Here is an 18,760-nt window from a genome sequence, read left to right as displayed (position 1 = left end):
ATTTATTTTAATTCATAGGAAGTTTAATGATAAATCTGCTTCCTTTATCTTTTTGAGATTCTACAATAATCTGACCTTTATGCAGTTCTACAATTTTCTTCACATAAGATAATCCCAAACCTTGTCCTTTTACATTGTGAATATTTCCTGTTTCTTCACGAAAGAATTTTTCGAAAATCTTTGTTTTATTTTGAGTTTCCATTCCCATGCCTTTGTCTGAAACTTCAATCACATAAAAATTGCCTTCATTTCTGGTTTCAATTTTAATTTCTGGAGTTTCTGGAGAATATTTATTGGCATTATCCAAAAGATTAACCAACATATTAGAGATATGAAATTCGTCAATTTTAAACTGGTATTTATCTGCAAGGAAATTCTGTGTGAGAATTCCGTTTCGCTGTGCCACGATGAGTCCGAAAGATTCTGTGGTCTTTTTTATCAGCTCTCTTACGTTGGTTTCTTTCAGAAATAATTTAACTTCATTTCGCTCTAGTTTAGACATGTTCAGAACATTTTCTACCTGTTTTTTCATTCTGAGATTTTCCTGCTTAATGAGGTTAGAATAGTACTTTACTTTGTCGGGATTGGTTGCAATCTTATCATTTGCCAAAGAATCTGTTGCTACAGAGATTGTTGCCAAAGGCGTTTTAAACTCATGCGACATATTGTTGATGAAATCTGTTTTTACTTCCGCCAATTTTTTTTGTCTCATCATGTAATTAATGGAAATAATGTAAATACCCAAAATGGTAAGTAGAGATAAGAAAGTTCCCAAAAGCATTGGCCAGTTATTCATCGCCAAAGAATATTCTTTTTTAGGGAAAATGAGTGCTAAAGTATATAAAGTGTGGTCTTTATCGTCTGTAAACAAAGGATATGAGTATGTATTGCTGTCTTTTTTTTCTTTAAAAATTTTATTGGCAACTGAAGTAAGTTTATTGTTGCTGTCATAAATACCATAACCGAATTCGGAGTTAATTCCTTTCATTCTGAGTTCTTTAATAATAATAGAATCCAGCTTTTTGGTATCCACCCGTTTATTGATAGGAAGGTTGGTTCCGGTTATTTTTGCAAACTCAGCCATTTGATAATCTCCACTTTCTATGTCCTGACTAATTTGTGGCGTAAGTATTTCTCTTTTGACGGTATCTTTTTTTACTTTATATCTTGCATCATCCTTATACATTGTAGTAAGTTTGAGCGTGTCTCCGAGTTTCGAAATAGGAAGTTGCTGAGTTTCTATAATATTTCGATAATAAGTAATTGATTTTTGAGTACCCGAATCTTCAATTTGTTGTATTGTAGTAAGAGAAGGCTTATTTTTATTAGCAAGAATATAATTTCTGAGGTTAGGATATTTTTCATTTAAAACTTTATCAGTCTCAAGCTTTGCAATATTGTCTGAAGTACTTTCTAATACAGAATATACTTTATTGGAAAACTCCTGATCTAAAGCCACATAATAACCTTTTAGCCAATAAAACTGCAACGTTACAAAGACAATAAGAGATATTGTCATAAAAACAGAAATTATCGGAATGAATTTGTTATTCATTAATTTATTTTAAATTAAATTTATAAATGTTAAAATTAATCATTTTAAGATTCTACCAACAAAATATAAGCCAAATTATTGTATTTTTTTTCTTAAAAACACTTCTTTTAACATTTAATTATAAATATTTTTATTTTTTCTTAAAAATAATTATGAAACTGTTATGTGAGCAATAATATTATCTTCAAGAATTTGTTGATTATATGGTTTTGTAGAGAGTAATCATCTTTTGAAGCAGTTTTGCAGAAGTGATTATCTTTGCAGCAAGAAAACAAGATTTTCTTCCTTAGAAATGATCGGAGAGCAAATTGTCTATGAAGACAACCATATTTTAATTATCAATAAAAAAGTTGGTCAGCTGGTACAGGGTGACAAAACGGGCGACGAATCTTTATTGGATGCTATAAAAAACTTTATTAAAAAAAGAGACGGAAAACCCGGAAATGTTTTTTTGGGATTGGTGCATAGGATAGACCGACCTACATCCGGTTTGGTAATTTACGCTAAGACTTCCAAAGCCTTATCTAGACTTACCCAAATGGTTAAAAACAGAGAAATTAAAAAAACATATTGGGCAGTTGTTGCTAAAGAAATGATTCCGCAAAGCCAAAGGCTTGTTCATTATTTAAAGAAAAATGAGAAAAACAATAAAGCTATTGTATTTCCCAAAGCAACAGAGGGGGCAAAAGAGGCTGTTTTAACTTATCATACCATCAAAACATTAGATAATTATCTTTTGCTGGAAATTGATTTGGAAACCGGAAGACATCATCAAATAAGAGCACAATTATCCAAAACAGGTGTTCCCATTAAAGGCGATCTGAAATATGGTTCTCCTCGTTCTAACCCCGATGGCGGAATTAATCTTCATGCAAGAAAACTAGAGTTTGTACATCCTGTTACAAAAGAAGATATTGTAATTGTAGCTAAAGTTCCTCAAAATGATGCAGTTTGGAGGGCTTGTGAAGAATAAAATGTTTTTTATAAAAATAAACTGCCGTTTTACAAAATTTGTAAACGGCAGTTTTTAATTTCAGTCGTTCTGAAAGATTGACAGTTATTTCTTATTTACTGATATCAAATAATCATACACCATTTGATGTTGCTCATCCGTAAGTTTTGCTTTAGGAGCCATTCTGCTTAAAGTTTTAATCCAGCCTTTGTCATCATGTTTTGCAGGATCTGGTAATTTATGACATCTGTTACAAGAATTTTCAAATACCGTTTTTCCTTGAGCAAGATGCTCTGAAGAAGTAAATTTTGGACCTGTAACCGCAGAACTTTTTGGTCCGCAGGAAATAATAAAAGCTGAAGCCAATAAGGCAAGTGCAATACTTTTTTTCATGTTAATATTTTTTGATGGTTAAACGAAATTTATTTCTTTACCGATACTACATAATCGTAAACCCACTGATGTTGTTCGTCGCTCAGTTTTGCTTTAGGAGCCATAGAGTTCATAATTCCCACCCATTCTACAGAAGTGAATTTTGTAGGTTCCGGTAATTCGTGGCATCTTTTGCATGCGTTCTCAAAAATCGTTTTTCCCTGTGCAATTTGTTCTGCTGTACTGGTCGAAACTTTTTGAGCTTCTGTCGCTGCATTAGATTTAGGGGTACAAGAAACGGATAAAAGACCGATTGCTAATCCTGTTAAAAGTATATTTTTCATGTATTTATTTTTGATATTAAAATTCGGGTTTATAAAATTGAAATAATCGTTTTATTTGTAAATCAGTACAATGATCATAGTTTACTAAACAAAAATAGCAAAATTTTGAGGTAGGTTTCTGTATCGAATATTAATTTAGAAGAATTAAAATTAAATCTTTCATTCTGTTTTGCAGGTTATTTTTATATTTTTGAAATATATAAATAAAAACAGTTTGTTTTTAAAGAAGATAATGCCCAAATGAAATTTTCTACAGAAGAACTTTTTAACGGAATAAAAACTGGCAACAAACGCCTTATTGGTAAAGCGATCACCTTAGCAGAAAGCTCAAAACCTGAGCATAGAATTCAGGCAGAAGAACTTTTAGAAAAAATTCTTCCCTTATCGGGAAATTCTGTCAGAATAGGGATTACAGGCGTTCCGGGAGCCGGTAAATCGACTTTTATAGAAAATTTTGGAAGAATGGCTATTTCCAAAGGCAAGAAAGTCGCTGTTTTGGCTATTGATCCCAGTTCTGCAATTAATAAAGGAAGTATTCTGGGAGATAAAACCAGGATGGAAGAGTTGGCAAAAGAAGAAAATGCGTTTATTCGACCTTCACCGAGTTCCGGATTTTTGGGTGGTGTTGCCAATACTACTTTCGAAACCATGCTTATTTGTGAGGCCGCAGGTTACGATTATGTTTTAATAGAAACTGTTGGAGTAGGGCAGTCTGAAGTGTTGGTTGCAGATATTACGGATGTTTTTCTGTTTTTGAAAATTATAGGTGGTGGAGATGAACTTCAGGGGATTAAACGTGGAATTATGGAAATGGTAGATGTAATTTTCATCAATAAAGTAGAAGAAAATAATCTACAGAAAGCCAAAAATACCAAACTTGAATTAAAACGTGCGTTGGATTTTATTCCACCTAAAGAAAAAGGTTGGAGAGTTCCTGTTTTATTAGGTTCCGCTCTTAATAATGTTGGTTTAGAAGATGTCTATGAAAAAATTGATGATTTTATTTCATTAAAAAAGAAAGAAAACCGTTTCGATGAGGTAAGGAAAATTCAGGCAGAAAAAAGATATGAGTATTGGGTTCAGGAATATATTTTAGCGAAAATCAGAAACAATGGTTCCTCTGAAGAGGCTTATATTGCACACAAAAAAAATGCTTCTGCGTTGGTGTCTAATCCCATTACAGAAGCAAAACAATTTGTCGAAAAATTCTTTAACAAGTCTTAAAATAACAAGATTTTATTCTTCAGTTTCTTCATTTTTAGCAACATAACCATTATAAGTAATTGGCTGTCTGTCGTTACTCTGTATGGAAACCGATGACGATCCGCTTTTAGAGATATCTATAAATATTTGAAGTGAATTTTTTATATCGTTTGGTTTTATTTTAACGGTCCAGTTTCCTTTTTTGTTTTGAGTTTTAGTTAGAGTAAAATCTTTTGATGTAAATCGGTAACTGTTGTCTGTACTTCCATAACTTGGGTTGTAAGTTCTTCCAAAATAAGGCATTACAACATCTAAAACTTTGTTTTTTATTTCAATAGAATATCCTTCTCCAGATAAATCGAAAATTCTCTGTGCAGCAGCATTGGGCATAGAGTAGGCAATATTTATTACATCCTGATTATATGGGAGTGCTTTTTCTGCATAAAAAGTAAATTCTTCCGAGTTTAAAAGATTATTTACAACTTGAGGATCACTTTTTCCTTGTGCTGAGCAGTTTTGTAAAAATAAAAACACAGAAAATATCGAGAATATTGTGATAATTTTTTTCATGACCATAAATTTAGTAAATTTATATATCAAAATCTGTGCAAAGTCTTGTTGAAATATGTTTTGGAACAGAAATTGTAAGCCTTCAAAATAAAATAATAAACATAGTTATGAAAATTACACATTTATTAGGGATAGGTGCATTTGCGTTAAGTGTAACAGCGTGTACTACAAATCCAATGACTGGAAGATCATCTTTGCAGTTTGCAAACGATTCAGATATCAGAAATAGTGCAGTGCAGCAATATCAACAAACTTTAAAAGAATCTAAAGTTGTTACTGGAGCTCAGGCTCAAATGGTAAGAACTGTTGGAAACAGAATAAAAGCTGCTGCAGAAAAATATTATGCAAGTATTGGCAGAAGTGCAGATTTAGCAAACTATCAGTGGGAATTTAATCTTTTACAAGATAAACAGGTAAATGCTTGGTGTATGCCTGGTGGAAAAGTGGCTGTTTATACAGGAATTCTTCCTATTACCAAAGATGAAACAGGTCTTGCAGTAGTTATGGGGCACGAAGTTGCTCATGCTTTAGCTGGTCATGGTAATGAGAGAATTTCTCAGGCTATGGTTGCTCAGGGAATAGGAATGGCTTCAGGATTGGCAGTTAAAAATGAAAAAACGGCTCAGATTATCCAGGCATTATATACTCCGACTTCACAGGTTGTTTTGCTTAAATATGGTAGAGGACAAGAATCTGAGGCAGATAAAATGGGTTTATATTTAATGGCAATGGCGGGATACGATCCTAGACAGGCAGTTCCTTTCTGGAGCAGGATGGAAGCTCAGTCTTCTGGAAGCAGACAGCCAGAATTTTTATCTACTCACCCAAGTCCACAGACAAGAATTGGTGATATTGAAAAAGATTTACCTAAAGCTTTGGAATATTACAGAGCAGCAGGTGGAAAATAATAAAAATTCTTAGAATCCTGATTTAAATTTTAATTCAGGATTTTTTATAAAATCCGAATAATTAAATAACCAGATATGAAAAGCATAACAGTAATAGGCATGATACTTTTAGCAGTATCGGCACTGCTATTTTATCTTACAACAGACTTTACAGTGGAGAGAATTACCATTTCTCATGTAATGGGTGTAATGGCAGGAATAGGAATTGGTCTTATCGTTGGAGGAATGGTGGGTTATGTAAGCAAAGGAACTGCGATGAAGGCCGAAGCCAAAAGAAAAGAATTTAAGCAACTTCAAAAAGAGAAAGAAGAACTTGAAAAACAGACTTTGGAAATGGAAAAGCAAAAAGCTGAGCTTGAAAGCAGAAAATTTAACAGTCCATATTAATGCTGATTTATAAAATGAAAAATCCGGTACGTTTAATAATGCTACCGGATTTTATTTTGATAAATTATTTTTTAAAAAGAAACTTCATTCACTTCTTTACCGCGCTGAAAATTCATTGTTTTTAGATTTCCCATATAAGCGATATTCACCAAGTTAATCTGCTTTGGAAATGCACTTAAAAGAATGGTGTTTTTTATTTTCAGGCTGTTAATGTCAGAAACTCCGGATGTTTCAAAATAAACCCAAACTGTTTCTCCACTTACCTGGCTTCCGGTAAAAGTGAGCGTTTTGGGAGATCCATTTACAAATACATCAAAATTATTATTAACGTATTTTTTTACTTCAGCTTCGAAGCCTGCTGTATTTCTGTTGATTTTAATAGCATCAGAAATATGGCTCGTATTCATTTTTGTTGTAAACTTCAAAGTTTTACTGCCATCTACGTAATCTACTTTCGTCATAGAAGAATAGAAGTCTGCAACATTAAAACTCATCATTATTATTAATGTAAGTAAACTAGAAATATATAATAATTTTTTCATCTCAGTAGTAGATTTTCAGCATATTGACTGTTTAAAAATATCACAAATAATATGCCAATTAAAAGTTAACGTTTACAGAATATTTATCATAAAATGCTTTAATATGGGCAACAGCTTCGTCTGCTGTATCTACCACACGGTAAAGGTCTAAATCTCCTTCAGAAATCATTCCTTCTTTTAGTAAAGTGTCTTTAAACCAGTCTAATAATCCGCTCCAAAATTCTGTTCCTACCAAAACAATTGGGAATCTTCCGATTTTATAGGTCTGGATTAAGGTAATGGCTTCTGTAAGCTCGTCCAAAGTGCCAAATCCTCCGGGCATTACGATAAAGCCCTGAGAATACTTTACAAACATTACTTTTCTCACAAAAAAATAATCAAAATTAAGTGAGTACAGTTTGTTGATGTAAGGATTAAAATGCTGTTCAAAAGGAAGGTCAATATTCAGTCCGATAGATTTTCCTTCGCCATTGTGAGCTCCTTTATTTCCGGCTTCCATAATTCCTGGTCCGCCACCGGTAATTACTCCAAATCCAATTTTGGTTATTTTTTCGGCAATTTCTACTGCCATATTATAGTATTTGCTTTCGGGCTTCAATCTTGCAGATCCAAAGATGGATACGCACGGACCAATTCTTGCCATTTTTTCGTATCCTTCTACAAATTCTGCCATAATCTTGAAAACCATCCAACTGTCTTTGGTAATGGTTTCGTCCCATGTTTTCTCTCTTAAACTGTTGTGCAGTTTAGTTTCGTCAATATTAAGGGGATTATTTTCTAAATTTCCGTCTTTTATATTTTCCGTATTCATTTAAATTTATTTAAAATATTTTTCAGCTTCAAGTACAGACGCGGGTCTACCAACATCTACAAGAATGCTGTCGTGTACATAACCATGAATTTTTTCGCTCAGCATTAAGTCCAAATATTCTTCCATAACCGAAAATTTACCCGTTCTTTTCATTTTGGTAAACATAACCGGATTAATACAGTGCACACCGCTAAACGCTAAAGGCTTAAATCCTTTGTTGAATTCTGCAAGCCTCTGTTCTCCCGTTTGTACATTAAGCCATCCCCGCAAAACAAGATCGTCATTAAACAATAATTTTCGGGAACTTTCTCTATCTGAAACCGCTAAGGTAGCAAAATCTTTAATTTCTTTGTGGTATCTTACAAAGTCGGTTATGTTGATATTGGTTAAAATATCAGCATTCATGATTAAAAAATCTTCGCCATGATCCAGAAATTTTTTGGCAAAAACAAGACCGCCTCCGGTTTCAAGAAGTTCTTTAGATTCATCAGATATTTCAATCTTGCAGTTGAAATTATCATTCTCTTTTAGAAATTCAACAATTTGATTTCCAAAATGATGAATATTGATCACAAAATCGGTAATGCCAAAACTTTTAAGGTATTTAATATTTCGCTCAAGGAGCGGAATTCCGTTTACTTTTGCCAAAGCTTTTGGATGATGATCGGTGAAAGGTTTAAGGCGTGTTCCTTTTCCGGCTGCAAAAATTAATGCTTTCATAAAATGCTAAAATTGAGAAAAGTCTGATGGTTTTTTATTGAAAACAATAATTATTGATGATTAAGCTGATGTTGCTCATCGTGATGCAGACTGATTTCTACCTTATTTCCGTATTTTTCTTCAATAAACTTCGCTATTTTTATTGCTGAATACACAGATCTGTGCTGTCCTCCGGTACAACCGAAATTAATCTGAAGATTATCGAAGTCTCTTCCGAGATAATTATCAATATTAATGGAAACTATTTTTTTAACCAAATCTAAAAATTGCGGCATCTCTGTTTTTGTTTCAAGATATTCCTGCACGCCAATGTCGTTTCCTGTTTGAGATTTGTATTCTTCAACTCTTCCCGGATTAAGAATTCCTCTGCAATCGAAAGTGAATCCGCCACCGTTTCCTGTTTCGTCTTTCGGAATTCCACCTTTTTTGTATGAAAAACTGTGAATGTCTATGTGTAGCATATTTTTTATAATTTGTTTTTTGAAGAAAATTAAAATTTCAAACCGATAGATTTTGAATTTAAAAATCGGCTAATGTTTTAAAATATCTTCTATTTTATTTTTTGTTTGTGGAGTATCCAGTTGTTGGATAACGTTTTTCAACTCAGGAAAATTATCCATCATTTCCCAGTTTTGGGCAAAATCTGTAATGTTCTGTATTCCTTTTTCAATGCTTGAAATAAAATGTGGCTTTTTTTGAATCAGTCCGCGAAATCCGTACGCTCCTAAAACCTGAAGAAATCTCATTAACTGGATGGGCTTAACAGATGCTTTAAGATCATTTTGTAAGTCTGTATTTTTAAATTGACTTATATAATAATCCAACATTTCATTTTTAAAATCATCCGGAAAATTAGCTTTTGCCTGAAACAAAAAAGAAATTACATCATACATCAGCGGACCTTTCATAGCCGATTGATAATCTATAAAAGAAACCTGATCCTGATTATTTACCATGATATTTCTCGCCTGAAAGTCCCTGATCATAATGCCTTTAGGCTGTAAATCTTCAATAAGTGCAGCAATTTTTTTAAATTCTTTCAGTAATGAAGATTTGTGGTATTCGAGTTCCAGAATATCTGCAACAAAATTTTTAAAATAATATAAATCGTTTATTACAGGCAACTCATCATAAGATTCGTATTCGAAAGTTTTACGGAAATCGATTTTATTTTCGGTTTTAGATTGAAGTTCGAAAAGCTTTTCAAGCGTTTGTTTTATCAAATTTTGTACTCTTTCTGATAATTTTTCTTCGCTGATAATCTCAGAAAGCGTTTTGTTTCCCAAAAATTCCTGAATGTACATTGTTCTGTCTTCCGAAACCGTATATATTTTGGGCGTGTTGAGTTTTAATTGGGAAAAAACTTCCGAAAAATAGAGAAAACTGTTGTTCTCTCGGATGTTTTCATTATAAGTAATAATATATTCGCAACCCTTGTTTTCTGCTAAAAAATTAATTCTTGCAGAACCACTTTGTGCTAAAGTAAGAAATCTGTCGGATTTCCCTTTGCAGTAGTTTTCTAAAAATAATTTTGCGTCTTCTGAAATCATAATACCGAAACAAATATACTAAATTGAATCCTAATTTTTATATTTGCAGTATGCTAAAGGACTTTAAACCTGTCTTGGGAATTTTGCTTCGTTTCATCATTATTTATATGGTGTTGCTCTTTGGGTATCAGTTTTACCTCAATAATTTTCAGGATTCTGGTTTAGACCCTTATTCTAGGATGATAGTTGGCCATGTTGGGATTGTTCAGGATGCTTTAGGTTTTCCTACAAATTTTTATGATGATGTTCCGAACCAGCAGATTTTTTTTTATATCAATAAAGAAGTTGTGAGCAGAATGGTAGAAGGCTGTAATGCCATCTCGGTTATCATTCTTTTCACTGCGTTTATATTTGCTTTCTATAAAGGAGCAAAAACTTTTGTATTTGTAGGTTTAAGCCTTATTCTTTTGTACGTGATGAATGTTTTGAGAATTGTTGGGCTAAATATTATTATTAGCGATTACCCGGATTACAGCAAGACTGCACACGACTATTTTTTTCCGGCGGTAATCTATGGAAGCGTCGTCATTTTGTGGTTGGTGTGGATTAAATTTTTTGCTCTAAAAAATGAAAATTCTTAGTTGGCTTTTGGTTTTGATAGGGATTTTCGGTCTTGTAAGTGTGAGAATGCTTGAAGATAAGATTTTCTATGATCCTTTTTTGAATTATTTTCATGAAGCGGTTCAGAATATACCATTTCCCCATTTTGTGTGGGGTAAATTAATCTTAAGCCACTTATTTAGATTTGTACTGAATCTGTTTTTTTCCTGCTTAATCATTCATTTTCTGTTTAAAAATAAGCAATGGACAATTCAAGCTTTCATCATGATTACAATTGTTTTTGTCATCACATTTCCTATTTACCTTTTCTGCATACACAACGAATTTAAGATAGGTTATCTTTTCTCTTTTTATATGAGAAGATTTGTCATTCAGCCTATCATTATTTTGCTTATTATACCTTTGTTTTACTATAGAAAGCAGCTTTTAAAAACTTCAAAATAAAAAAATGAGACTGCTAAACACGGTCTCATTCATTATCTTTATTAAGTTTATACTAAAACTTATATCCTAATCCCAATAAAAATAAACTGGATCTGTTATCGTAGTTAATTTCCTGGTTAGATCCTGCAATATTATTGATGAATTTTCTTTGATCTTTAGAAAAAGCACCTTCATATCGAGCCGAAATAATAACTTTAGAAATTTCGCTTTGCAATCCTAATTGATAACCTAAAGTAAAAGATTTAGTATTCACTTTCTGAACGAAATTGTCGAAATTATCGTCTTTGGCAAGATTAAAACTTCCTACAGGACCAACATAAGCACTCAATAGATTGCCTAATATATTGGTGCCAATCAAAACAGGAATGTCTACTCTGTTGTTTTTAGCTTTAATAGTGGTTTGCTCTGAACTGGCATCATTTTGCACAGTAACTTCGTTGCTGAAATTGGTATAGTATATTTCCGGCATCAAAAATAAAGAGCTTGGTAGATCGATTTTCAGGGAAAGCCCAACATTAAACCCGGTGATGTTTTTACCCTTTTGTTCTACCGCATTAGTTGCTGCTGTTTTAAGATTTTTCCATGAAGCAGAACTCGTAGGAATTAGCACATTTGCTTTTCCCGCTAGTGAAATCTGTGCCGAAGCCATAATACTTAAGCCTATAAAAGCTGCACTAATCCATTTTTTCATGATCGTCAAATTTTGTAATATTATTCTCTATCGTTTTATTGTTTTCCAACAAATATTCTCTTAATTCCTTAAATAATTCTGATGAATAAACGAAATCTATCAGGTTTTTATTACCCGCAGTTATCAAAATGTCTTTATTACCTTCCCATTCTTTAATGCCCAGTCTCAGATATACAATTTTTTCTCCGATGGTCATCACAGAATTCATATCGTGGGTATTGATGATAGTGGTTGTGTTGTATTCTTTGGTAATTTCCAATAACAAATCATCAATAATATTAGAAGTGTAAGGATCTAAACCTGAGTTGGGTTCATCACAGAATAAATATTTAGGATTGTTTACAATAGCTCTTGCAATTGCTACACGTTTCTGCATCCCTCCGGATATTTCAGAAGGAAACTTTTTATTTGCTTTATCTAAATGAACTCTTCCAATTACATCAAAAACTCTTTTCTTTTTCTCCCGGAAGGTAAGGTTGGTAAACATATCTAGCGGAAACATAATATTTTCTTCCACAGTAAGCGAATCGAAAAGAGCACTTCCTTGAAATACGGTGCCAATTTCAGATCGCAAATGCTGTTTTTCATCTCTGGTCATTACATTGATATCTCTACCATCAAAAAGAATTTCTCCTGAAGATGGTTGATAAACGTTCAAAAGGCTTTTAAGAAAAACGGTTTTACCCGAACCACTCTGCCCGATGATGAGATTTACTTTTCCTTTTTCAAATGTTGTTGTAATTCCTTTAAGAACTTCTACATGTTCGAAACTTTTTTTCAGATCTTTTACCTCAATCATCAGCTTAATATTAACTGGGTTAGAATTAATTCGGAGATAATGATAAAAACCATTGTCCATACTACAGCCTGCGTACTTGCTCTACCAACTTCTAGAGATCCTCCGTTAACATAATATCCAAAATAAGAAGGTACTGTAGCAATAATAAATGCAAAGGCTATTGTTTTTGTAAATGCGTAATAGATAAAAAGATTAGGCATGTACATTTGGATACCGTTAATATAGTCTGCTGTGGTCCAGTTTCCTGTAAGAATTCCGGCAATATAACCTCCTCCAATACCAAAAACAATACTGATGGCAATAAGCAGAGGATTAAATATTATGCAGGCGATTATTTTTGGAAATATTAAAAAATTAGGTGAATTAACTCCCATAATGTCTAGAGCATCAATTTGTTCTGAAACTCTCATCGTACCTATACTGGATGCAATATAAGAACCTACTTTTCCTGCTAAAATTAAGCTGATAATAGTAGGGGAGAATTCTAAAACCAATACCGCTTTAGTAGCATATCCCACAAAAGATGGCGGAATGGGGAATGAAGAGGCATCGAAATTGTTAAACATCTGTATGGCAACAACCGCACCCACAAAGATGGAGGTAAAAATAACCAATCCAAAGGAATTAACTCCCAAATCGTTTATTTCCCGTAACAAAAGTTTCCAGAAAACCCTCATTTTCTGTGGTTTTTGCATCGATTTGCCAAGAAGGAGCATGTATTCTCCTATTGCTGTAAAAAACTTTTTTAACATTCTGCTAAATTAGGCTATTTTATTGAAATTAAATGCTGTCTAATGGCTTCCATTATTAACACTTAATCGTTGTATTTTCAATTTTGGATGTTTTTATTTTCGAATTATAAACATCCAAAAACAAATCAAAACTAAGACCAATGTGTTAAAATAATAATAAACACTATTTTTCAAAGCAAAAATTATTCTAAATTCATACAAAAAACAGTAACCTTTTTGTGAACTTAAAAATTAATTACAGTATTTTCTAAGGAATATTCAGATACTTATGGGTCTGTACAGAGGCTCTCCATTCCGGATGCTCCAATATGAAATCTGTAATTTTCGGGTACATTTCATCTCTTTTGCTCCACTCACTTTGAAGATACAGTGTACAACTCGCCGAAACTTTTGCAGCCTGTTCCTCTGCAAATTTAAAATCGTTATTATTGAAAACAATTACTTTGAGCTCATGGGCTTTAGCATAAATTTCTTCTTTGGGAAGCCCTGTTTTCTTTGGTGAAAGCGTAATCCAATCGATTTGTCCACTCATAGGATAAGCCCCAGAAGTTTCAATATGAATGGTACATCCTAATTCTTTTAATTTGGATGTAAGAATATCAAGATTCCACATCAAAGGTTCTCCACCAGTTAAAACAATAGTTTTGCAATGTTTTGCAGCAGTTTCTGCAATTTCCTCTGCATTCATCAGCGGATGCAAGTTCGGATCCCAGCTTTCTTTCACATCGCACCAATGGCAACCCACATCACAGCCTCCTAACCTGATGAAATAAGCTGCTTTTCCGGTATGGGCACCTTCGCCCTGAAGAGTGTAAAAATGCTCCATTACAGGGAGCATTTTACCTTCTTTCAATAAAATATTTTCTTCTATTTTCATTTTTAATTAATCGTTGTAGACCGAAGTTTTGTAGGCGATGATGGTATTTTTCATCAGCATAGCTCTGGTCATTGGTCCTACACCTCCGGGAACCGGCGTAATCCAGCTTGCTTTTGCTGCACAGCTATCAAAATCTACATCACCTGCAAGATGATATCCTTTAGGAGAATCATCATCTACTCTTGTGATCCCAACATCCACAATTACAGCTCCGTCTTTAATCATTTCGCCTTTTAAAAAGTGAGGATCTCCTAAAGCGGTAATTACAATGTCTGCTTTTTTGGTGTATTCTTCTATATCTTTGGTGTATGAATGCGTTAAAGTAACGGTAGAATTTCCTGGGAAATCTTTTCTTCCCATTAATATACTCATCGGTCTTCCTACGATTTTGCTTCTTCCGATGATGACACAGTCTTTTCCTTTTGTTTCAATATTATATCTTTCCAGTAATGTTAAGATTCCAAAAGGAGTGGCGGGTAAAAAAGTGTCCATTTCCAATGCCATTCTTCCGAAATTTTCGGGGTGGAATCCATCAACATCCTTTCTTGGATCGATTGCATTGATGATCTTTTCCTGGTCGATCTGTTTTGGCAGCGGAAGCTGAACGATAAATCCGTCCACTGCTTTCGACTTATTTAATTCATCAATTTTTTCCAGTAATTCAGATTCGGAAACTGTACTGGGAAATTTAATAAGACTCGACTGAAATCCTACTTCTTCGCAGTCTTTCACTTTAGAATTGACATAAGCTTTGCTCGCACCGTTGTTCCCTACAAGAATAGCCACCAAATGCGGAGCTCTTCTTTTTCCGGCAACAATTTTTTCAACTTCAGCTTTTATTTCCTGTTTTATTTCTTTGGATACTTTTAATCCGTCGAGAATTTCTGCCATTTTTACTTTTATTACTTTAATTATTAGATTTTAGATAAAAATTAAATATTTGAAGGTTGAATTTACTTTCATTTATAATCAACCATACTTTTAATCTTTACCAGTTTTTATTTGTTTGCTTTATAATAATTAATCAAACCGTTTGTTGAGCTGTCATGTGAGCTAATTGTCTCATTACTTTCAAGTTCCGGAAGGATTTTATTCGCTAAAACTTTTCCTAATTCTACCCCAAACTGGTCAAAACTATAAATATTCCAAATCACGCCCTGTACAAAAATTTTATGCTCATACAAAGCAATTAATTGCCCTAAAGAAAAAGGAGTTAATTCATTAATTAGAAATGAATTAGTAGGCGTATTTCCATGGAAGACTTTATAATTTAATAAGAAATCTATTTCTTCATCAGATTTTCCTGATGTCTTAAGCTCAGCTTCTGCTTCCTCCTCTGTTTTTCCAAAGGCAAGTGCCTCAGTTTGAGCAAAGAAATTCGCTAAAAGTTTATCCTGATGATCCGAAACTTTATTTGGACTTTTCGCATACGCAATAAAATCTGCAGGAATTAATTCTGTTCCCTGATGGATAAGCTGATAGAAAGCATGCTGTCCGTTCGTTCCCGGCTCGCCCCAAATGATGGGTCCGGTTTCATATTCTACAAATTCTCCGTTTCTGTCTACACATTTCCCGTTACTTTCCATATCTCCTTGCTGGAAATAGGCAGGAAATCTGTCTAAATACTGAGAATACGGAAGTATGGCATACGTGGTGGCCGCATAAAAATTACGATACCAAATTCCCAATAATCCCATTAAAACCGGAATGTTTTCAGAAAAATCGGAGGTCTGAAAGTGTTGATCGGTATCATAAGCTCCTCTTAATAACTGCTCAAAATTTTCGTAACCTACGGCAAGAACGATGCTTAAGCCAATCGCACTCCAAAGTGAATATCTTCCGCCTACCCAATCCCAAAATTCGAAAATATTTTCTTCTGCAATCCCGAAGTCTTTAACAGCTTGAACGTTAGTAGATAAAGCAACAAAATGCTTAGCCACATCCTCCTGTTTTCCAGACTTTAAAAACCAACCTCTCGCAGAAAGAGCATTGGTCATGGTTTCTTGGGTAGTAAACGTTTTAGAAGCTATGATAAATAATGTAGTTTCAGGGTTTAAGTCTTTCACCACTTCTGCAATATGATTTCCGTCTACATTTGAAACGAAATGAACGTTCAGTCTTGTCTTAAAATGCTTTAAAGCAGAAACCACCATCACAGGCCCTAAATCTGAACCTCCGATCCCGATGTTGACCACATCTGTGATTTCTTTTCCGCTGAAACCTTTGTGCGTTCCTGAAATAATGCTTTCAGAAAACGATTTCATATGATCGAGAACTCTTTTAATCTGAGGCTTAATATTTTCGCCATCTACCAAAATTTCGTTATCCGAAAAATCTCTTAATGCGGTATGAAGCACTGCTCTTCCTTCCGTTTCGTTGATTTTATCTCCCGAAAACATTTTAGAAATCGCATCTTTCAACTGGCATTCTTCCGCAAGATTCAAAAGAAGATTTTTTGTTTTAGAATCAATTAAATTTTTTGAATAATCAAACAGAAAATTGGTTTTCTTGATAGAAAATTCGTTAAATCGGTTTGGGTTGTACTGAAAAAGACTTCTTAAATCAAAGTCATTATTAGCGAAATGTTCGTCAAGAGCTTTCCAGCTTTCTGTATGGGTAGGATTTATTTTAGATAGCATATTTGTAAGTTTGAATAAGATTTTTTGAGTAAAAATGAGTTAAAACGTCAAAAATCACTGTTATTAAATTCCGATTGGCAAATTTACGGAATTTTAGTGCAAAGATGTTAATGCATCATTAAAAATCAATTCGTGAGCTCAAGCTGAATGGCAGGGTTATACTTAATCTTTACATAACCGGAATCTTCAGCTGACTGAAAATGCCATTTTCCTTCATTATAAACGCCAATAATTCTATCTTTATTGGTATCTTCTTTACTTCCTGATATTTGAGGATAAAAAGAGAATACTTTTTTGTATTCATTAGAACCTTTCATCTTCATAGTGGTTTCGTACAGATTATTTTCATTTAAAATCCATTCAAAACCCACGACGATTCCTTCTTTCGGGAATCTCATTTGTTTCGGGAAAAACTCATGTAATTTATTTATTCCTGCTTTACAAGTAATTTCTTCGCTCTGTAAAATTTCTCCGGGTAAGCCATTAACATTCTCATAAATCATTATTCGGATGACTGTATTTGGCTTGTAAGATATGGTTTTGAAACTAATTTTTTTAATGAAAAGAGTTTCGTTCTTTTCATTATTAAAAGTAATTACTTTCCCCAATAAAGCTGAACTTGTGTGATTGATCCCTCCGCCAAAGCTTCCGTACGTTTTTAAACTTCCTATTTTAATATTGTTTTGATATTTCGGTTTAGTAATCTGTACTTCCGTAATTTCAGTAAATTTAGGTTTCAGAAAGTAAACAGACTGATATTTTTCAACTTTCAAATTTTCGTACCCGAAATATTCTACCGAAGAGATTTGTTCATCTTTTTCTAAAATAATTTCTCCATCTTTTTCGGTATTTTTGTAATAATCTTTACCATTTAAAATAATTTTTGCATAGGGTATTGGCTCTCTTGTTTCAGCATCTAAAATTTTAATTTTTTGTGCTAAAACTAGCGTTGAACTTATAATGAGTGCAAGGGTAAAAAAAATCTTCATTTGTTTATTTAAAATACTGAAAACCCCTACAATAGGCAGAGATTTCAGAGGCATATAGATAATCAAACGGTTAGATGGACAGATTATTTTTCAAAATTGCTGTTTTTTGTTATTTTGTTTGATTTATTTTTCCGGTAAAAGTATAATGTGATTGCAGCAATGATTACCAATGGCCAAACCGTTATTAAGCCAACTATCAATTTCTGAACTAAATAATATCCTTCTACAAAAGCATTTTTTATACTGTAAAAGAAATTGAATTTATATTTATCTTCAATATTTTTGGTATTGGTAACGGTAATTTCTGCAACTCTTATTTTAGGTTCTTTCAGATAAATATCAATAGTGCTGTATTTTAGATTGTCAGCAATATTCATATTTTCCAACTGTTGCTGATTACCTTCAGACGTGTTATTATTATCAAGTTGAACTTTTCCTTTGTTGTTTTTGAGCTTAGAAATATTTTCTTCGTTCTTTTTGATTCTTTCTCCCTCCAACTTTCCATATTTAATATTTGAGGTAACATCTTCAGCATTGATTACTCTGGAATTAAGGAATAGTTTTTTATCGTTAATAAGAGTCAGCAATTCTCCCAGCCTTTCTGTGGGAACCCGAACTTGCATCGTATTTTCTGTCTGATACTTCTTAATTAAAATAGCCTGTTCATCAGATGTATCATAGGTTTCCTCCGATACTACATTGCTTTTTAGATCACTATGCGTTACAAAACCACTCAAATCCTGAGCCGATTTTTCAATGAAAATTGTAGCATCATATACATCTTTCACTTCCATATTTACCGCTGCTGTCTTTATGAACTGCTTTTCTTTTACCTTCATGGTTGCTGCCGAAGAAATACTGTCTGATATTGCAGTGATTTTTTTATTATCATTACTACTATCAGATAGTGATTCCCCTTTTTTACATGAATAAATTCCAAATAATAAAATACTTGCCAATGATAATTTAATGTACTTTGTTTTCATAGATTTTTATGTTTTGCTAGTTCAAAGGTGCTACAGAATTTTTTGTATTATTTGAATAAGAAAAGTAAATCTTTTGCAAACAAATAAATATTATTAAAGCATTGAATT

23 protein-coding genes are annotated in these 18,760 nt (G+C 33.1%); 6 read left to right on the top strand and 17 right to left on the bottom strand.

Going from position 1 to position 18,760, the window contains the following annotated elements; translation table 11 throughout:
- Nucleotides 1–7: 7 nt before the first annotated feature.
- On the bottom strand, nucleotides 8–1,555 hold the full coding sequence (locus MTP08_RS13595; RefSeq protein ID WP_243576401.1) for a sensor histidine kinase: 1,548 nt from the start codon (nucleotides 1,553–1,555) through the stop codon (nucleotides 8–10).
- A 292-nt stretch (nucleotides 1,556–1,847) separates the two neighbouring features.
- Here MTP08_RS13595 and MTP08_RS13590 point away from each other — a divergent pair, with 292 nt between their 5' ends.
- Nucleotides 1,848–2,528 (top strand): RluA family pseudouridine synthase, encoded by a 681-nt coding sequence (locus MTP08_RS13590; RefSeq protein ID WP_243576400.1) that lies wholly within the window; start codon nucleotides 1,848–1,850, stop codon nucleotides 2,526–2,528.
- Between the two features lie 84 nt (nucleotides 2,529–2,612).
- Here MTP08_RS13590 and MTP08_RS13585 read toward each other — a convergent pair whose 3' ends face one another.
- Both MTP08_RS13585 and MTP08_RS13580 read right to left on the bottom strand, forming a co-directional pair.
- Complete coding sequence (locus MTP08_RS13585; RefSeq protein ID WP_243576399.1) at nucleotides 2,613–2,900, bottom strand: cytochrome C; 288 nt, start codon at nucleotides 2,898–2,900, stop codon at nucleotides 2,613–2,615.
- Nucleotides 2,901–2,929: 29 nt separating this feature from the next.
- Complete coding sequence (locus tag MTP08_RS13580; protein WP_243576398.1) at nucleotides 2,930–3,223, bottom strand: cytochrome C; 294 nt, start codon at nucleotides 3,221–3,223, stop codon at nucleotides 2,930–2,932.
- A 240-nt stretch (nucleotides 3,224–3,463) separates the two neighbouring features.
- On the opposite strand from MTP08_RS13580, the gene meaB reads away from it, so the two are divergent.
- On the top strand, nucleotides 3,464–4,447 hold the full coding sequence (meaB, locus tag MTP08_RS13575; RefSeq protein ID WP_243576397.1) for a methylmalonyl Co-A mutase-associated GTPase MeaB: 984 nt from the start codon (nucleotides 3,464–3,466) through the stop codon (nucleotides 4,445–4,447).
- Between the two features lie 12 nt (nucleotides 4,448–4,459).
- Here the strand turns inward: meaB and MTP08_RS13570 are convergent, their stop codons facing one another.
- Nucleotides 4,460–4,996 carry a DUF4251 domain-containing protein gene (locus MTP08_RS13570; protein WP_243576396.1) on the bottom strand — a complete coding sequence of 179 codons (537 nt, stop codon included), beginning with the start codon at nucleotides 4,994–4,996 and terminating at the stop codon, nucleotides 4,460–4,462.
- 107 nt (nucleotides 4,997–5,103) lie between these two features.
- Here MTP08_RS13570 and MTP08_RS13565 point away from each other — a divergent pair, with 107 nt between their 5' ends.
- Both MTP08_RS13565 and MTP08_RS13560 read left to right on the top strand, forming a co-directional pair.
- Entirely contained in the window at nucleotides 5,104–5,904 is an 801-nt protein-coding gene (locus MTP08_RS13565; protein ID WP_243576395.1) for a M48 family metallopeptidase, read from the top strand.
- A gap of 75 nt (nucleotides 5,905–5,979) precedes the next feature.
- Entirely contained in the window at nucleotides 5,980–6,291 is a 312-nt protein-coding gene (locus MTP08_RS13560; RefSeq protein ID WP_243576394.1) for a hypothetical protein, read from the top strand.
- 71 nt (nucleotides 6,292–6,362) lie between these two features.
- Here MTP08_RS13560 and MTP08_RS13555 read toward each other — a convergent pair whose 3' ends face one another.
- From MTP08_RS13555 to MTP08_RS13535, 5 genes are all read right to left on the bottom strand, one after another.
- Nucleotides 6,363–6,833 carry a DUF6702 family protein gene (locus MTP08_RS13555; protein ID WP_209390243.1) on the bottom strand — a complete coding sequence of 157 codons (471 nt, stop codon included), beginning with the start codon at nucleotides 6,831–6,833 and terminating at the stop codon, nucleotides 6,363–6,365.
- Between the two features lie 58 nt (nucleotides 6,834–6,891).
- Nucleotides 6,892–7,644: an LOG family protein gene (locus MTP08_RS13550; RefSeq protein ID WP_243576393.1), complete on the bottom strand. Its 753-nt coding sequence runs from the start codon at nucleotides 7,642–7,644 to the stop codon at nucleotides 6,892–6,894.
- A 6-nt stretch (nucleotides 7,645–7,650) separates the two neighbouring features.
- Nucleotides 7,651–8,364, bottom strand: a complete 714-nt coding sequence (locus MTP08_RS13545) for a nucleotidyltransferase family protein (RefSeq protein WP_243576392.1) — start codon at nucleotides 8,362–8,364, stop codon at nucleotides 7,651–7,653.
- A gap of 50 nt (nucleotides 8,365–8,414) precedes the next feature.
- A complete protein-coding gene (locus MTP08_RS13540) occupies nucleotides 8,415–8,825 on the bottom strand; it encodes a RapZ C-terminal domain-containing protein (protein ID WP_243576391.1) in 411 nt (136 codons plus the stop codon).
- 69 nt (nucleotides 8,826–8,894) lie between these two features.
- Complete coding sequence (locus MTP08_RS13535; RefSeq protein WP_243576390.1) at nucleotides 8,895–9,914, bottom strand: aminoglycoside phosphotransferase family protein; 1,020 nt, start codon at nucleotides 9,912–9,914, stop codon at nucleotides 8,895–8,897.
- Between the two features lie 50 nt (nucleotides 9,915–9,964).
- Here MTP08_RS13535 and xrtF point away from each other — a divergent pair, with 50 nt between their 5' ends.
- Together xrtF and MTP08_RS13525 are read left to right on the top strand one after the other, a co-directional pair.
- On the top strand, nucleotides 9,965–10,495 hold the full coding sequence (gene xrtF, locus MTP08_RS13530) for an exosortase family protein XrtF (RefSeq protein WP_243576389.1): 531 nt from the start codon (nucleotides 9,965–9,967) through the stop codon (nucleotides 10,493–10,495).
- Nucleotides 10,482–10,919 carry an exosortase F system-associated membrane protein gene (locus tag MTP08_RS13525; RefSeq protein ID WP_243576388.1) on the top strand — a complete coding sequence of 146 codons (438 nt, stop codon included), beginning with the start codon at nucleotides 10,482–10,484 and terminating at the stop codon, nucleotides 10,917–10,919. The genes xrtF and MTP08_RS13525 overlap by 14 nt, the downstream gene beginning before the upstream one ends.
- A gap of 52 nt (nucleotides 10,920–10,971) precedes the next feature.
- Here MTP08_RS13525 and MTP08_RS13520 read toward each other — a convergent pair whose 3' ends face one another.
- From MTP08_RS13520 to MTP08_RS13485, 8 genes are all read right to left on the bottom strand, one after another.
- Nucleotides 10,972–11,610 (bottom strand): outer membrane beta-barrel protein, encoded by a 639-nt coding sequence (locus tag MTP08_RS13520; protein ID WP_243576387.1) that lies wholly within the window; start codon nucleotides 11,608–11,610, stop codon nucleotides 10,972–10,974.
- Nucleotides 11,594–12,409 (bottom strand): ABC transporter ATP-binding protein, encoded by an 816-nt coding sequence (locus MTP08_RS13515; protein WP_243577761.1) that lies wholly within the window; start codon nucleotides 12,407–12,409, stop codon nucleotides 11,594–11,596. The genes MTP08_RS13520 and MTP08_RS13515 overlap by 17 nt, the downstream gene beginning before the upstream one ends.
- Entirely contained in the window at nucleotides 12,409–13,161 is a 753-nt protein-coding gene (locus MTP08_RS13510) for an MlaE family ABC transporter permease (protein ID WP_209390250.1), read from the bottom strand. The genes MTP08_RS13515 and MTP08_RS13510 overlap by 1 nt, the downstream gene beginning before the upstream one ends.
- Nucleotides 13,162–13,408: 247 nt before the next feature.
- Complete coding sequence (locus MTP08_RS13505) at nucleotides 13,409–14,038, bottom strand: 7-carboxy-7-deazaguanine synthase QueE (RefSeq protein WP_243576386.1); 630 nt, start codon at nucleotides 14,036–14,038, stop codon at nucleotides 13,409–13,411.
- A gap of 6 nt (nucleotides 14,039–14,044) precedes the next feature.
- Nucleotides 14,045–14,929, bottom strand: coding sequence for a bifunctional 5,10-methylenetetrahydrofolate dehydrogenase/5,10-methenyltetrahydrofolate cyclohydrolase (locus tag MTP08_RS13500; protein ID WP_209390252.1), 885 nt, complete (start codon nucleotides 14,927–14,929; stop codon nucleotides 14,045–14,047).
- Nucleotides 14,930–15,036: 107 nt separating this feature from the next.
- Nucleotides 15,037–16,677, bottom strand: a complete 1,641-nt coding sequence (gene pgi, locus MTP08_RS13495) for a glucose-6-phosphate isomerase (RefSeq protein ID WP_243576385.1) — start codon at nucleotides 16,675–16,677, stop codon at nucleotides 15,037–15,039.
- A 125-nt stretch (nucleotides 16,678–16,802) separates the two neighbouring features.
- A complete protein-coding gene (locus MTP08_RS13490) occupies nucleotides 16,803–17,666 on the bottom strand; it encodes a hypothetical protein (RefSeq protein WP_243576384.1) in 864 nt (287 codons plus the stop codon).
- A gap of 83 nt (nucleotides 17,667–17,749) precedes the next feature.
- Nucleotides 17,750–18,652 carry a DUF4349 domain-containing protein gene (locus tag MTP08_RS13485; protein ID WP_243576383.1) on the bottom strand — a complete coding sequence of 301 codons (903 nt, stop codon included), beginning with the start codon at nucleotides 18,650–18,652 and terminating at the stop codon, nucleotides 17,750–17,752.
- Between the last annotated feature and the right edge of the window lie 108 nt (nucleotides 18,653–18,760).

The sequence above is a fragment of the Chryseobacterium oryzae genome (assembly GCF_022811665.1).
GTDB lineage: Bacteria > Bacteroidota > Bacteroidia > Flavobacteriales > Weeksellaceae > Chryseobacterium > Chryseobacterium oryzae.
Note: the sequence above shows the minus strand (reverse complement) of the source record. Positions and strands in the feature narration are given on the sequence as shown.

What these genes read in the sequence shown, in the direction of transcription:
- MTP08_RS13595 (WP_243576401.1), bottom strand. Translation starts at nt 1,555, where the DNA reads ATGAATAACAAATTCATTCCGATAATTTCTGTTTTTATGACAATATCT.
- MTP08_RS13590 (WP_243576400.1), top strand. Translation starts at nt 1,848, where the DNA reads ATGATCGGAGAGCAAATTGTCTATGAAGACAACCATATTTTAATTATC.
- MTP08_RS13585 (WP_243576399.1), bottom strand. Translation starts at nt 2,900, where the DNA reads ATGAAAAAAAGTATTGCACTTGCCTTATTGGCTTCAGCTTTTATTATT.
- MTP08_RS13580 (WP_243576398.1), bottom strand. Translation starts at nt 3,223, where the DNA reads ATGAAAAATATACTTTTAACAGGATTAGCAATCGGTCTTTTATCCGTT.
- meaB (WP_243576397.1), top strand. Translation starts at nt 3,464, where the DNA reads ATGAAATTTTCTACAGAAGAACTTTTTAACGGAATAAAAACTGGCAAC.
- MTP08_RS13570 (WP_243576396.1), bottom strand. Translation starts at nt 4,996, where the DNA reads ATGAAAAAAATTATCACAATATTCTCGATATTTTCTGTGTTTTTATTT.
- MTP08_RS13565 (WP_243576395.1), top strand. Translation starts at nt 5,104, where the DNA reads ATGAAAATTACACATTTATTAGGGATAGGTGCATTTGCGTTAAGTGTA.
- MTP08_RS13560 (WP_243576394.1), top strand. Translation starts at nt 5,980, where the DNA reads ATGAAAAGCATAACAGTAATAGGCATGATACTTTTAGCAGTATCGGCA.
- MTP08_RS13555 (WP_209390243.1), bottom strand. Translation starts at nt 6,833, where the DNA reads ATGAAAAAATTATTATATATTTCTAGTTTACTTACATTAATAATAATG.
- MTP08_RS13550 (WP_243576393.1), bottom strand. Translation starts at nt 7,644, where the DNA reads ATGAATACGGAAAATATAAAAGACGGAAATTTAGAAAATAATCCCCTT.
- MTP08_RS13545 (WP_243576392.1), bottom strand. Translation starts at nt 8,364, where the DNA reads ATGAAAGCATTAATTTTTGCAGCCGGAAAAGGAACACGCCTTAAACCT.
- MTP08_RS13540 (WP_243576391.1), bottom strand. Translation starts at nt 8,825, where the DNA reads ATGCTACACATAGACATTCACAGTTTTTCATACAAAAAAGGTGGAATT.
- MTP08_RS13535 (WP_243576390.1), bottom strand. Translation starts at nt 9,914, where the DNA reads ATGATTTCAGAAGACGCAAAATTATTTTTAGAAAACTACTGCAAAGGG.
- xrtF (WP_243576389.1), top strand. Translation starts at nt 9,965, where the DNA reads ATGCTAAAGGACTTTAAACCTGTCTTGGGAATTTTGCTTCGTTTCATC.
- MTP08_RS13525 (WP_243576388.1), top strand. Translation starts at nt 10,482, where the DNA reads ATGAAAATTCTTAGTTGGCTTTTGGTTTTGATAGGGATTTTCGGTCTT.
- MTP08_RS13520 (WP_243576387.1), bottom strand. Translation starts at nt 11,610, where the DNA reads ATGAAAAAATGGATTAGTGCAGCTTTTATAGGCTTAAGTATTATGGCT.
- MTP08_RS13515 (WP_243577761.1), bottom strand. Translation starts at nt 12,409, where the DNA reads ATGATTGAGGTAAAAGATCTGAAAAAAAGTTTCGAACATGTAGAAGTT.
- MTP08_RS13510 (WP_209390250.1), bottom strand. Translation starts at nt 13,161, where the DNA reads ATGTTAAAAAAGTTTTTTACAGCAATAGGAGAATACATGCTCCTTCTT.
- MTP08_RS13505 (WP_243576386.1), bottom strand. Translation starts at nt 14,038, where the DNA reads ATGAAAATAGAAGAAAATATTTTATTGAAAGAAGGTAAAATGCTCCCT.
- MTP08_RS13500 (WP_209390252.1), bottom strand. Translation starts at nt 14,929, where the DNA reads ATGGCAGAAATTCTCGACGGATTAAAAGTATCCAAAGAAATAAAACAG.
- pgi (WP_243576385.1), bottom strand. Translation starts at nt 16,677, where the DNA reads ATGCTATCTAAAATAAATCCTACCCATACAGAAAGCTGGAAAGCTCTT.
- MTP08_RS13490 (WP_243576384.1), bottom strand. Translation starts at nt 17,666, where the DNA reads ATGAAGATTTTTTTTACCCTTGCACTCATTATAAGTTCAACGCTAGTT.
- MTP08_RS13485 (WP_243576383.1), bottom strand. Translation starts at nt 18,652, where the DNA reads ATGAAAACAAAGTACATTAAATTATCATTGGCAAGTATTTTATTATTT.